General features: G+C 54.3%; 12 protein-coding genes and 1 pseudogene. 3 read left to right on the top strand and 10 right to left on the bottom strand.

What is annotated here, in order from left to right:
• The 3 genes and pseudogenes from L8F97_RS21775 to L8F97_RS22765 form a co-directional block, all read right to left on the bottom strand.
• Positions 1 to 472 (bottom strand): annotated as a pseudogene (locus L8F97_RS21775) (IS66 family transposase); the annotation flags it as partial.
• A complete protein-coding gene (tnpB, locus tag L8F97_RS22930) occupies positions 465 to 620 on the bottom strand; it encodes an IS66 family insertion sequence element accessory protein TnpB (protein ID WP_313932081.1) in 156 nt (51 codons plus the stop codon). The pseudogene L8F97_RS21775 and the gene tnpB, both read right to left, overlap by 8 nt.
• Positions 577 to 759 (bottom strand): hypothetical protein, encoded by a 183-nt coding sequence (locus L8F97_RS22765; RefSeq protein ID WP_277925135.1) that lies wholly within the window; start codon positions 757 to 759, stop codon positions 577 to 579. Before L8F97_RS22765 ends, tnpB begins: the two co-directional genes overlap by 44 nt.
• A gap of 227 nt (positions 760 to 986) precedes the next feature.
• On the opposite strand from L8F97_RS22765, the gene L8F97_RS23095 reads away from it, so the two are divergent.
• Positions 987 to 1,388, top strand: a complete 402-nt coding sequence (locus tag L8F97_RS23095; protein ID WP_409929084.1) for a helix-turn-helix domain-containing protein — start codon at positions 987 to 989, stop codon at positions 1,386 to 1,388.
• Positions 1,389 to 1,703: 315 nt separating this feature from the next.
• On the opposite strand, the gene L8F97_RS21765 is transcribed toward L8F97_RS23095, so the two are convergent.
• The 6 genes from L8F97_RS21765 to L8F97_RS21740 form a co-directional block, all read right to left on the bottom strand.
• A complete protein-coding gene (locus L8F97_RS21765; RefSeq protein WP_242154753.1) occupies positions 1,704 to 1,874 on the bottom strand; it encodes an IS66 family transposase in 171 nt (56 codons plus the stop codon).
• A gap of 212 nt (positions 1,875 to 2,086) precedes the next feature.
• Positions 2,087 to 2,869, bottom strand: a complete 783-nt coding sequence (locus L8F97_RS21760; RefSeq protein WP_242154750.1) for a CpsD/CapB family tyrosine-protein kinase — start codon at positions 2,867 to 2,869, stop codon at positions 2,087 to 2,089.
• Between the two features lie 80 nt (positions 2,870 to 2,949).
• Positions 2,950 to 4,323, bottom strand: a complete 1,374-nt coding sequence (locus L8F97_RS21755; protein WP_242154748.1) for a GNVR domain-containing protein — start codon at positions 4,321 to 4,323, stop codon at positions 2,950 to 2,952.
• A 24-nt stretch (positions 4,324 to 4,347) separates the two neighbouring features.
• A complete protein-coding gene (locus L8F97_RS21750) occupies positions 4,348 to 5,649 on the bottom strand; it encodes an ATP-binding protein (RefSeq protein ID WP_242154746.1) in 1,302 nt (433 codons plus the stop codon).
• Positions 5,650 to 5,789: 140 nt separating this feature from the next.
• The gene (locus tag L8F97_RS21745; RefSeq protein ID WP_242154744.1) at positions 5,790 to 7,097 is read right to left on the bottom strand and encodes a hypothetical protein; all 1,308 of its coding nucleotides are present in this window, start codon (positions 7,095 to 7,097) and stop codon (positions 5,790 to 5,792) included.
• A 13-nt stretch (positions 7,098 to 7,110) separates the two neighbouring features.
• Positions 7,111 to 8,316: a glycosyltransferase family 4 protein gene (locus L8F97_RS21740; RefSeq protein WP_242154742.1), complete on the bottom strand. Its 1,206-nt coding sequence runs from the start codon at positions 8,314 to 8,316 to the stop codon at positions 7,111 to 7,113.
• 334 nt (positions 8,317 to 8,650) lie between these two features.
• On the opposite strand from L8F97_RS21740, the gene L8F97_RS21735 reads away from it, so the two are divergent.
• Positions 8,651 to 9,778 (top strand): hypothetical protein, encoded by a 1,128-nt coding sequence (locus L8F97_RS21735; RefSeq protein ID WP_242154740.1) that lies wholly within the window; start codon positions 8,651 to 8,653, stop codon positions 9,776 to 9,778.
• 316 nt (positions 9,779 to 10,094) lie between these two features.
• Here L8F97_RS21735 and galE read toward each other — a convergent pair whose 3' ends face one another.
• Positions 10,095 to 11,114 (bottom strand): UDP-glucose 4-epimerase GalE, encoded by a 1,020-nt coding sequence (gene galE / locus L8F97_RS21730; RefSeq protein ID WP_242154739.1) that lies wholly within the window; start codon positions 11,112 to 11,114, stop codon positions 10,095 to 10,097.
• A 477-nt stretch (positions 11,115 to 11,591) separates the two neighbouring features.
• Here galE and L8F97_RS21725 point away from each other — a divergent pair, with 477 nt between their 5' ends.
• A complete protein-coding gene (locus tag L8F97_RS21725; protein WP_242154738.1) occupies positions 11,592 to 12,788 on the top strand; it encodes a glycosyltransferase in 1,197 nt (398 codons plus the stop codon).
• Positions 12,789 to 13,363: the final 575 nt, after the last annotated feature.

Raw genomic sequence — 13,363 nt, 5'->3', positions numbered from 1 at the left:
AATGACCTTCCACGACCGCGGGACCACCGTGAGGGTCTCGGTCACGTCTTCGCCGAGCTTCGACAGGCGCGAGCCGCCGCAGGCGGGGTACGCACGTGGCGCCGGGATGATAACCGCTCGCGGGATAGGTGCTCGGGAAAGGGCTATCTGACCGGTCGTCTGCGCTCGAACGGTGCGACGCTGGTCGCCTGGGCGGCGACCGCGTCCTAGCTGACGTCGGCCTCGAGATCCTCGAGCTGGAGCTCCATCTTCTCGAACAGGCGACGGCTGCACTTGGCGCTTGGGCCATACTGCTCCCGCCGGAGCTTGGCGATCTGCAGCTTCAGGTGCGCGGTGACCGCCTCGATGCCGCCTCGCGAGCAATCGCATTAGCAGCGCGGGCGTCCGCCTCGTCGGCGCGCGCAAGGGCAGTGGTGAGCAGCGCCTTGAGCGCTCCGACCGGGCTATGTGGCGCTCGTTGGACGCTAGCTATGCTGCGGGTTGCGACAATCGATGTCCTTGAGCAGACAGGCCAGCTGCAAGGTGGTGAGCGACACCACACTTTCCTTCGCCGAAGGCCAGACGAAACGGCCCTTCTCAAGCCGTTTGCTTAAAGCGACATCCCCCCCGGCGCCTTTCACCGATGCTGGCCATCGTTGGAACCTTGCCTCCTCCGCCCAGGCCGTCGTGCCAGATGATCTTCACCAGCGAGCCGATTCGACCCCGGAATACAAGCAGGTCGCCGCCGTGAGTATCCCGGTCGAGCTGCAGTTGCACCATGACTGCCAGACCTTGCATGCCCTTTCTCTTGTCGGTGTGACCCCATCGCGATTTACACCCGCTCGCCCGGTGGGATCATCGCAGCCGCCAGTTCGGGTTACGCCGGGGGCAAATATCTCATAACCCGATCCTGCGAAGCCTGACTCACGTCGGGGATACACAAAGTGAGTGCAATCTGATTCAGTGTCGTGAGCTGGAGGAGGGTTGCGATAGTTGTGGCAATCGGATTGCGTTCGGATCTCGACGGAGATGAGCTTCGGCGCATTGCGCGGGCGAGCAAGGATGGTCGGCAGGTCCGGCGGCTCCTGGCGTTGGCCGCGATCTATCACGGCGAGAGCGGGAGCGAAGCAGCCCGCCTTGGCGGGAGTAGCCTGCAGATCGTGCGTGACTGGGTGCTGCGGTTCAACGAGCTCGGTCCGGATGCCCTCATCGATGGCAAGGCGCTGGGTCCCGAGCCACTGCTGGGCCGCTACAACAAAGGCGGAGGTATGCTCGGCCGGCTCGCTTACGACCACCGCCAGTGCGAATATCGGCTCGGTTTGCTGGAGCCCAGCGCGATGCCACGGGTAGATCAGGCTGCGGGCCACATCGTGGCGCCGCGCCCATCACAAACCTTCGCGCCAGGGTAAGCAGCCTACGTCAAAATCCGCTCGCGCTGCTCATCGCTCCAGCGACGCCGGCGCTCCGGCTCGACGATATCGTCAACTGCGCCATAGTCGGTACGGACGTCCTTACGTGCGGCTCTAAGGACGTCCTCTATCCCTGTCCCAACCCTCCCCCGCAAGGCGGCACCCGCCGGATGGTTACTTTTCTCCCTAGAGGGGGCGGCATCGCACATCGGGCCGTTAGCCGCGCAGCTTGACGGCATTGAACGCGCTGATTCGCTCGAGGATTTCAGTGGTCAGCGGCGTAGGCGATCGTTCATTAAGGTCGAAGACCTTGCGCTAAAAATGCGCCGAGCAGGCGACCTCGGTAACGCCACTGTGGCACAATTCTCCGGAGCCACCATAGGTGTCGGCTTGAAGGAAACCGCGAAAGCCTGTGGGATGGGACAAGCGGTGTGCAGAGGTGCGGTCGGGCGTGAAGCGGTACCAGGTCGCGCGCGGTGCGGAGATGCTGGACGCTTGGTCGTTGGCGGCGTAAACCTACAGCCGACCGGTTGCGGTCTTACCGCGACCAGGGTCAGCACCGGCACCGGTGTGTCGTCGGCGTGTATCTTGTCAGCCCTCCGAACTTCGCCGCGGATGCGGCTGACGATAGGGTCAAAAAACAACGTGTTCGGGACCGCATACCATTACATGGCGTTCGCCAACGTGAGTTGGCGATATCAATCAACAAGCACGGTGCCCAGAACAGCCTGGCCGTTAGATTCGAGCTTTTCTACTAACAAACGCGTATTCCGCATATAGCTGACGTTTCGACGCAGGACGATGATAGCAGCATCAAGTCCCTTTGCTGCAGCGACTGCGGTTGCCTCGCAGCCAGCGTCAATCAAAACTAAATCAAAATTCTCACTGAGTACCTCGAGCTCATTCGCAAGTCTTTGCCGGTCGAACAACTCCGATGCGTTGGGCACGGCGGGACCGGCGGTGAGCAGCGAAAGCCCTCCAATTGCGGTTGACTGTAGCAGCTCATCCTGAGCCTTACCGGCCAACATTGTCGTCACGCCTGCACGATTACGCACACGGAAAAGCGCATGCTGGTGTGGATGATCAAGATCCGCATCGACCAACAGTGTTGGCGCGCCCGTTTGAGCACACGCAACCGCCAAATTAGCCACCATCACCGGGAGCTCGGCATCTGTGTCGCTACCGATGAACGCCACGCTACGAACGGGCCTGCCATCAGGACGAAGCGCTGCCGTCAGAGTAGCCCGCAGATTACGAGCAATGCTAGTCAGCGGATCTCGAGGATCAAAGGCGGTTACTACAAGAGGATCTAGCCGCTGGTCGCCGTCTTCTAAAACAGAGAAGCCCTGCTGCTGTTTGATAGCGCGGTGGACCTGATCAACTGTTACAAAGCCAAGCTCCACGGCTACTTCGCCAAACAAATGACCCGTCTCGACCTGCCTCTGCATGACTGCTTCTTGCTGTGAAGGATCAAGGGCCAACACTGCTCCAAGCGCGCGCCGCTCATCAATCCTACGCTTTGCAGAGACGCCAGCTTGCGAAGCTAAGCTCGACCGGATTCTCACAGTGCCGTTCCAGTTAGCAGCGTGCCCGCTCGTGAACTAGAAAGATCTAATATTGCCAACACAGGCACCCCACTGATTTCGGAAATACCGTCGGCGGTTCGCACGCGCGGTCTCCAGACCTCAAGCGCTAGCCCCGCACCAACCGCCAGCATCCCCCCCAACACAGCGGCCAACAACAGTCGAAGCGGTACGTTTGGTTTGGCGGGAAGAAGCGGCGGAGTCGCTGTGTCAAGCTGCCGCACATTGGTTTCCGGCGCGACGCTCTGAAGGCGCATAGTTTGTAATCGCGCGGCAACCGCATCGTACGCGGCCTTCGCAGTATCGACGTCCCGTTGTAACACGTCGAGCTGTGCATTGTCGGTCGACAGGCTTAACATTCGTCCGCGCTGTGCATTAAGCTTATTACGCAGATCCGCCTCCGTGTTGGTGGCAGCATTGCTAGCTACGTGTACCGATCGGGTGCTCGTGCCAATTTCACTGGCGAGCTTAGAGCGTAATTCCGACAGCTCGGCCTTAGCTGCAATAAGGTCAGGGTGATTAGGACCTAGACTGGTGCTCATCTGACTAATCTGAGCTGCTTTTCCTGCAATTTGTGCACGCAGCCCCTGCACCACACCTGAGGATTGAACGTCAGGCGACTCAGCGGCGTTGCTGCCAGCACGAGCGTTTAGTGACGCGGCTGATGCTTCAGCCGACGTAAGTTGGTTTGACAACTCACTCAATCGCGCAACCTCGGCATTGCTGGTGCCGGTGTCGACGATGCCAGTTTTGCGTTTGAACTCAGTCAAACGCGCCTGAGCCTGCTGAAGATTTTCCCGGACCTCGCGAGTTCGATCCTGAAACCAGCGCGAATATGTCCGCGCAGGATCAGTCCGTAGCTTCAGCCTTGTGTCTAGGTACGACACAGCAAATGCGTTGGCCAGTACCGACGCGAATTGCGGGTTAGTAGATGAGTACTGGAGCGTCAGCACGCGCGAACCTTTATCAGGAACAATCTCTAGGTTGCTTAAGAGTTGCCGCCCGTACCACGCGTTGATATCGCCCGTACCTCCAGTTGCAGCCTGCCACCGGGCAACAATGTCTGGCGATGCAAGTTGAAGACTACGAACTACCGTACTAGCAACTGCAACGCTCCCAATAACGTCTGACTGCGTGCTCAGCAATCCGACGATGCTATCCTGAGCAGTGGTTTGCGTCCCTTGCACCGGATCTACCGTTGGTTCGTCAAACAAAAGCGTCGCAGTGGCGACATAGGTTTTTGGTGACATTGAAGTCCATAAGGCGACCAGCGCCAGCACCGCCACTATGATAAAAAGCTCAAGCCGCCAGCGCATCTTCAACGCAGCGATAAGATCAGACAATGGCATCATTGATTGGCCCTCCAATGCGATGGCTCAGTCCAGGCCAACGGCGGCCTCCGCCAAGATCACGTAGGCAATTAAGAATTGAGGCGCGACACTATCGCGGAAAACAAAAGTTTGCGCGCCGTTCTCCTCGACTACAATCGTGTCACCGAGCAAAGCGCGAGCGCTTTCATTTTCGTCAGGAATTTTATCTACAAGCGCGGCCGCATGAGCGACCTCTTCAATCTCAGGAAGCCTGACGCCACTCTCGACCAATCGCAGAAAGTATTGAGCATCTTCCCTGTTCATCGCGGCCCATTGCTCAATTGCAGATCGAAGCCCCCGTCGCGCGTCGCTGCCGGACACACTTGAGGAACCACGCATTAAAGCAGCAATAGCAGCGTGATGACAGAACATGCGAACGTGGAAAGGTGAACCGCAGGACGCTCGACCTATAATGACCCGAGCTTCTTCTTTGAATACTAGTCCAGTAGTGGCTTCGCCGGCGTCGATCAGTTCCTTCACACTATCGGCTTCGATTCGGCCCAACGACACCACGCGCATGTGACGGCGAAGCGATGGGTGACAGTCGATCACATCTGAAACGCTGTGAGCAATTCCTACTAGCACAAAAAGTACATTCGCCAGCGCGTCGGACAACAGCTTCATCGCGACAGCCATTTCGGCTTTAACACGCGTATCAGTTATGCGGTCAAATTCGTCGAAAATCAGAATCACCGGCCCGGAAACCCTTTCAGCGACTAGCTCTACAAAGGCTCGGGGGCCGAACGTTTCCGGCAGCGCCGCCAAAGCGCTTTGAAAGTGCGCGCGCTCCTGGGGCACCAAAGCGGTAGTAGGCAGCGCCTGCAAGTACGGGCGAGCTAATGCAGCAAAGCTCACGTCCGGCTCGCACGCCATGTAAATCACAACTGCGCCCTGCCCGTCTGCATGATCGCCGAACACTCGCACGAGCGACGTTTTGCCCGAACCACGAGCACCGTGGATAATCACGTGCTGTCCGAAGTCGACAGTCGCCGACAACATAGCATCGAGTTCCAGAGCGCGCCCAAACAACTCACTTCGGCTTCGTACCGGATGGGCGGAGTCGAAGGTTTGAGCGACCTTTACCCGATCAAGGCGAAAGCCCGTATCGCCAAGCCCGGCAGTTTGCTCAGCTATTGGCTCTTTTGCACCTAAGCCGTCCAGCGCTTCTCGGTGACTTGCCAACGCGAACCGGTCTCCGGAAGGCACGGGCCGATCAAGGAGCAATGCATCTAACTTTCGTGGAGCGCGACCGCCCTCGAACCAGTGCACTGCCTTCTCAACCCAGTTCTTGATATCCAGCCTTGTCATGCGCCTCCGCTTCGCGGATCGCTGTAGGGCAATGTTTTGCACCGCACAATATCAGTAGATGGTTACCTTAGACCAATCTCGCACTGGTGCGAAAGATTTCACAGCCTAGATACCTGCAGCATGAGCCCACAACGATCAACTTACCGTGCTCGAAACACACTCCCTTTTCCGGACGTTGTACCATTGCCGTAAAGACGTACGCAGCCAACAAGCACCCAAAGCAATGCTGCCGTTTTAATTGAGAGTAGGCTAGTAGAACTAACAAGCAACTGACCAAAAAAATAGAAAATGAGACCCCATCCTAATCGACGCGATGGCGCATCATTCATTCTAGGGGTTACATTTACAAACAGCCATAGCATTATAATACCGAAGATTGTTGTGGTGCCAACAAAATAGGTATAACCCGAGTCTGCGTCAGCTAGCGCTTGAACCGCATGCGTACCAAGGAAATAACCTAAGTCTGCATCGCGGAAGTGCCTACCTACGTAAGACAATCGACCTTGAATGTCGTCGCCCACAGCATCGATATTATGAAATATTACGATTAGCGCCCCAGCGGCTATGGCAACACTAGCTAATGGCAACATTACGCGCGGTAGCTTTGGAAATAAAACGTACCCAGCCAATATTACTAATATCAGCATCGAACCAAAACGTGAATTTGCTGTTACCAAAATTAATAATATTGTCAGGATTTGGATAAATAACGCCGATCTTTTTAGTTCGCGACCGCGGACCGCGAGATAAAGCGTCTCAACACAAGCGAAGTTGGCGTTAGAAACCTGTTCTAAAAATATTGAGGAGGTGCGGGGGCCAGAAAAAAGCCCGAAGCTGAATCTGCTCGCAAAGCCAGCCGCACTATTACTTAGCCCGGTAGTATTGTACTCAGATACCTCCATGCCACGAGTTGCTGCAAAAAAATTTGCCGGTTGAAATATTGTTGCATACGTTTGCAAGGAAGCTATTTCAATGACAAGGAAAAACAAAACGATTACACTTGTCCAGAAAAACAGCCGATCAAGTGTTTGGTAGCTAATCCGCTGTCCTAGCATAAAAAATAGAGCGATTATCGCAGCAGCGCGCAACGTTTCTATCATCGGCCGGCCAACGATGATGGAGACAACTATCGCGGCCACAACGAAGCCGTAGCCAAGCAAAATCGCCGGCCAGTCCTGCTGAACTAAGCCACTGGCAAAACAAACGATTGCGCACCCGCCGAGTAGCGCGAGTTCAATCATTACGATAAGAGCCGTAGATCCCGGAAATCCGCGCGCGATCAACGCGGCCAAAAGAGCTGAATAACAGGTTGCACTTAGAGGTAATATGAAGCCGAGCTGTTGAACCAGTTCGGGCGATATTAACGGACGGCGACGGGGTTTTGGCACCATGATGGGCGTACCCATGTTGTCCTGCTTGTTTAGTGAAGATATGCCATCGGCAGCCATATATCTTGCTCGTTCATTGTGGGAGCGTGTTTAGCACGGATTGGTATTCGCGAGCAAAGTAGCTTGCTGCGTTGGTCCATCCAAATCGATTTGCCGCACGGATCGTTGCCGCTCGCGTTTGGGATGTTACATTCCCATGGAACGCCTGGACCTCTCTAGCGGCTTTATCTGCGTCGTCCATGTCGACGAGCAAGCCCAGGTTCGCGCGCGTGACTAACCGCTGGAAGGGTGGAATAGGGCGTAGGAGCGGCACTAGACCCGCCGACATCCCTTCGACCACGCTAAGTCCGAAACCTTCGTACCGCGAGGCAGATGCTATATAACTTGCTCGCCCGATTAACGTTCGTAGGGCAGCATCATCTGCGCCGACGTGGATTTCCACTCGATCAGATATCCCACTTGCTTCAGCAGCTGCATGCAGATCCTTCGCGGAAAGGTCGGATGGCTGTCCTGCGACTATCAGATGCCAAGGCGTACCAAGTGCTTTTGTCAGTCGGATCAACGCAGGTACGTCTTTGTTCACCGAAAAGCGACCAATGAAAATCATTGTCGGACATAGTTCTTGCGATCCAGCATCGCGCCATTTGTCGATGTTGACGCCGTTTTCGATTGTCAGAGTCTGTAGTGGCGCGATGCGACGAAATGTGACTGCATCGTTTTCGCTCGAGCCGAAGATGCGCGCAAAGCCGCTAGCGGACACGCGTGTTATGCTGGCGAACCAAGCCCGTTTCGCTGCCGAAGCGAAGTTAGTGTGAAAGAAACCGCCATGAGTGGAGGCGACGAGCGGGCGACGATGGAGCAACCGGGTAGCGGATAGGAAGTCGAAGAAGAAATCGATGCCGTGAACATGCACGATATCGGCTCCATCCAATTCTTTAATCACTCGCGGCGCAATTGGATATCGGGTAGAACCGCGAAATGGGATTCGGCGGATTGGGATGCCCAAACTTTCTCCTGAAGACGACAAACGATGGTCAAGGTTACTGAAGGATCGGTCTAGCGTCACCACCGAACCGTAAATGCCATGATCGCGCTGAAGATGAAAAGCAAGCTGGGCGACCGCATCCTCTAACCCCCCAACCATTGGCGCAAACTGGCGAACGACATGCCGAACGTGCATAATAACCTTACCCAATCCGCTGATAATGGTCGGCTTTGAGGAGCCTGCCGGTGTAGTCCTCATACTGGAGAAAATAAAAATCGTCCGGATAGTCGGCATGCCTGTTGCTCAACGGCATTTCAAAAACTAGCAACATAAGCCAGATCATCCCCCACAAGCCGCATTGCCTTGCGTGAAGGCCTAGGTAGCACCCTCTCCAGCGTGATCATCGGGCGAACTCCAATCGGTTTGCTTCCGGTACGGATTTGAGACATCTCGCGCAATCGGGTTAATACGGTATCCGCCCTTCCCACAGAAAAGCTCGGATTGATCTCAACAGTGTCAATGCTATGCGACGCTGCATAGAGACGTTAAAGAAAGCACGCTAACCATCGCTCCGCAGGCTAGGCTAATCATCTAGCACATCCGCAGTTGACTATGAGGTACTAACATAATGAGATCTGCTCGCGGTCGGGTTGTGTTCCTCTCGGCTTTTCAAGATTACCGTACCAAAAAACGCGCCAGCGTACAGCAAGTGGCAGACGGCGCGCGCGACCTTGGTTACGATGTTTGGTTTATATCAACAAGATATAGCATGCTTTCAAGGCGGACTGGTGACTCTCGCCTGTTTTTAGATGAAAAATCAAATGTAGTAGAAGAGGTAAATGGTATTAAATGTTTTCTTTGGAAAACGGTATTGCATCCATTTGCAAGTAGAAATCGCATTCTAAACGCCATAATGGCCTGGATGTTTGCTCCCTATGCATCCATCCCAAACAGTACATTTGATAGTATTATTACTAAAGCTGAGTATGTAGTTGTAGAGTCAAGTGTTGCTGCTATATTTATTCCAAGGATTCGCAAGCTTTCTCCGAATGCGAAGATAATCTATTATGCAACCGATCGCCTGGATACGGTAGGCACTCATCCTACAGTGCAGCGCCAACTTATCTCTAACGCCGCACTGCTTCATCATGTGTCGTTGCGGTCAGCTAAAATGGCATCTGATTTCCAATGGGCAGCAGATCGATTATACCTAGCGGAGTTCGGTATTCACCCGCAGGACTTTGAAGGGATCGGTCCTAGCCCTTACTCAAGTCGCCCAACCGTAGTTTCAGTTGGCTCCATGCTTTTTGACCGGCAATTTTTTGAAAAGATGCCGGCGCTTTTTCCAGATATTGACTTTCATGTTATCGGCTGTGGCGAACAAATTTCCACAGCAGGTAACCTCTACATCTACGACGAAATGCCGTTCAAGGAAACGCTTCCGTACGTGAAGCACGCGACAGTGGGCGTGGCCCCTTATCGCGCTGCGCCCGGCGTTGAATATCTTGCTGATTCTAGCCTAAAATTAGCACAATACGAGTTATTCGGTTTGCCGGCTATCTGCCCAGACTTCGCTGTTGGAAATGTATCTAGCCGTTCTGGCTACACGCCGGGGGACGCTGGATCCATGCACGCGGCAACGTTGCGCGCATTGTCGATGACCGGCGCCGTTACTCCAAGACAATTTCCAACGTGGAGAGAGGTGGCGGATGGCATATTGAACTCCGATAATTATCCAAAGTCAAAAGTAGTATGAATTATCTTTGGCATAACAGGACTGGTCGCTAAATTGCTTGCGTAGATGCGTTGCATTGAACCGTATGCCCGTTAGCACGCCGACCGCCATCAGTGATGATCTCAGACAAAGCCATAAGTCTATGATCAGGGACTACCCTGAGCCTCCGAGTTAGGCTCAAATCTGTCCGGACGGAACGGAGACAGTTCAGCCCTCCGCGTACCATTCTGATGATGCACATCGCAAGAATGCTTGAATCCGTCCGGCGAGCGCCGCCTTACGGAGTGTGGGTCTGACAAAGCGCCACAACACGGCGTGGTAAAGCTTCCTGGTATATTTAAGACGTAAGGTTGAGGGTGTCAGGTGCCCGCTCGGCCAGCGTGCGTTCCCAAGCCAGCGCATCGCGCACGATCAGATCGAGGTCGTCACGCTGCGGCGTCCAGTCGAGCGCCTTCAGGATCGCGCCGTTCTCGGAAATCAACGCCGCCGGATCGCCCGCGCGCCGCGCCTCGATCTTGCGTGCGATCGTGACGTTGGTGACGCGATCAACCGCGTCGAGCACCTCCAGCACCGAGAAGCCGCGCCCGTAGCCTGCGTTGAGCGTATGGCTCTTAGCGGGATCGGCGGTGAGCAGGTCGAGTGCGGCGACATGCGCCGCCGCCAGGTCGCTGACGTGGATATAGTCGCGCACCCCGGTCCCGTCGGGCGTATCGAAGTCGGTGCCGAACACGCCCACGCTCGCACGCTTGCCGGTCGCCGCCTCGACCGCGACCTTGATGAGATGCGTCGCGCCCGCCGTCGACTGGCCCGAACGGCCCTGCGGATCCGCGCCGGCCACGTTGAAATAGCGCAGCGCGCAATAATTAATCGGGTGCGCCGCCGCCACGTCGCGCAGCATCGCCTCGGTCATCAGCTTGGACATGCCATAAGGGTTGATCGGCACGGTCGGGTCGCTCTCCAGCACCGGGATGCGCGCGGGCGTGCCATAGGTCGCGGCGGTCGAGGAGAAGATGAAGTGCGGCACCCCGCACACCACCGCGCTTTCCAGTAGCGCGCGTGTCGCGACGGTGTTGTTGCGATAGTATTTCAGCGGATCGCTCACCGATTCCGGCACCACCACCGATCCCGCGAAATGCATGATCGCCTTGACGTCATGATCGCGGATCGCGGATCGCACCGCGTCGTCATCCTCGATGTTCGCCTCGACCAGGGTCGCACGGGCATCCACCGCCCAGGCGAAGCCGGTGACGAGATTGTCGACCACCACCACCCGGTGGCCCGCGTCAAGCAGCGCCAGCACCGCATGGCTGCCGATATAGCCCGCTCCGCCCGTCACCAGAACCGCGCCGTCGATCATTAAGCTTCCCCTGGTTACCCGTGCCTCTTGTTCCATGGTTATCAGCCTCACGCTTGTCGAATAAAATCGGTCGAGACATTGTGTCTAAATGCTATGCAGTTTGGGCAAGAAGGAAGGTGCAGCACGATTCGCGAAGAGGTCTAAGCGAGCGGCTGCGGATTCGCTGCTCGCAAAGCCATCGCAAGATGCCAAATCGTCGCCGGCATGAACACGTTGATTTGTGCTTAAATCAATCGGTGTTGACGTTTAACGGCTTTAGAAAGGGAAATCGTGTAATCGCCACAACTGTTTGTTGGTGAGACATGGAGTGTGGTGTGACTTGCGGCATAATGACCGCGGAGTTTTGTGGTATATACAAAATAACTATAATTTTATCTACTATATTAAAGCCATAAATATCGATATTGAAGCTAGGAATTTTATGGCAATGAATCTTCGACTTGGCTTGCGCCAAAATCAACAACGGGGAATTGTTTAATGAAGCTAGCATTCTTTGTGTCTGATTACCCAGTAACATCAGAGACATTCATTGTTAGGCAAATCGCCGGTATGGTAGATCTTGGCCACGACGTGACTGTTATCGCGGGCTATGTAAATAAAGATAAAGATCCCCTTTGCGGTAAGGTTAGGGTTCTGCCTATCCGAACAGCGCTAGGCGCTCGAGATCACATCAATATCTTGTCCGGATTAATATTTACTAGCAAAATCCGTTTTCACAAAAAAATCCTTCGTGCTGCTGTAAATGCTGCAAAAAACAAAATATTTGGAACATTACTAGATATATACCACTCAAGACATCGTAACTTCGGCGATTACGATGCTGTTATAGCGCATTTTGGTCCAGCGGGCGTTCGAGCTATGCTGCTACGTGACGCTGGATTACTCTCCGGACCTATCGCTACCGTCTTTCACGGTATGGATATGACAGATCAAGTTATTTTGAAAAAATACAAGTGTCTATATAGTGACTTGTTTAAACGAACCGAAATGCTTTTGCCCATTAGCGATCTGTGGAAGTCCAAGCTTGTTGAATGGGGTGCTTCGCCAAGTAAAATAAAAGTCCATAGGATGGGTGTAGATATCGACACTGATCATTTCGAGGTGGCTTTAGCCCCTGACCGTGCGGACTACCTAGAGATACTAAGCGTTGGTCGGTTTGTCGAAAAAAAGGGCTTGGAGTATGCAATTTCTGGAGTTTTAAAGTCTGGTGTTAGGTGCAAGTACACAATTGTTGGTTATGGGCCTTTAGAAGAACAACTTAGGAAAGTTGCCGCCGGAGACGATAACATCCATTTTGCAGGCAAGGTCGATCATGCAGGTGTTTTTAGGCTACTTTCCAAAAGTAATGTATTCCTGCTTCCTTCTGTAACGGCGACAAACGGTGATATGGAGGGAATACCAGTGTCTATTATGGAAGCGATGGCCGCTAATGTTATAGTGCTTGCTACCCGCCATAGTGGAATACCTGAGTTAGTTGAAGACGGCATCAACGGCATTCTTGTCGACGAACGCAACTCTGACCAAATATCAGAAGCCCTTAAAAACATCGCATCTGGAAAAATAGACATGGTAAAACTAACGAAAGCTGCGCGCAAAAAGGTTGAAAGTACCTATAATAATAGGATTCTCGACAAGGAGCTTTCAGAAATACTTAGGTCTATACCAAGAATCTGAGCATTAATTTGGTAAATTATTATGATCTCCGCTCCGTCAGCGGCGTGTTAACCAAAGAGAGGCATAACCTTAGAAAAGTTAGTAGTCGTAAAATATCCCATGCGGCAGTGGCACAGATGCTGGCGCGAAAACGAGTCTGGCCTGCGCCGCCCGACCGTTAGCTCGATCGCGACTTGGGATCACGCAAAGCGTGTCTTGAAAATGCCCACAGCTTGCTGGTTGCTCAGGTCCTGTTCTGTAATTTCTCGCGTCGCGACACGATCGAGCTATTCCCGGGGGCGTCGATCTATTTGTAGAAGCCTAGACGGGATGCAAGCGGTGATCTTGCGCTCTGCCAGCGCGGCGCGAAGCCAGTCGGCGTCATAGCCTTCGTCCCCGAGCAGTGCCTTGGCCCTGGGCAAGGCGTCTAGCATGAGGGCGGCACCCTTGTAGTTGCTCATCTGGCCTTCTCAGCAGCATGACGAACGGTCTACCCTTGCCATCGCAGACGGCATGTAGCTTTGAGTTCAGGCCTCCGTTGGTGCACCCAATACCTTTGGGAACAGGCCCTTTTTTTAAGGCTTGCAGTCGTCTGG

The sequence above is a fragment of the Sphingomonas sp. BAUL-RG-20F-R05-02 genome (assembly GCF_022662305.1).
Lineage (GTDB): Bacteria > Pseudomonadota > Alphaproteobacteria > Sphingomonadales > Sphingomonadaceae > Sphingomonas.
This window is presented reverse-complemented; position numbering and strand designations above follow the sequence as displayed.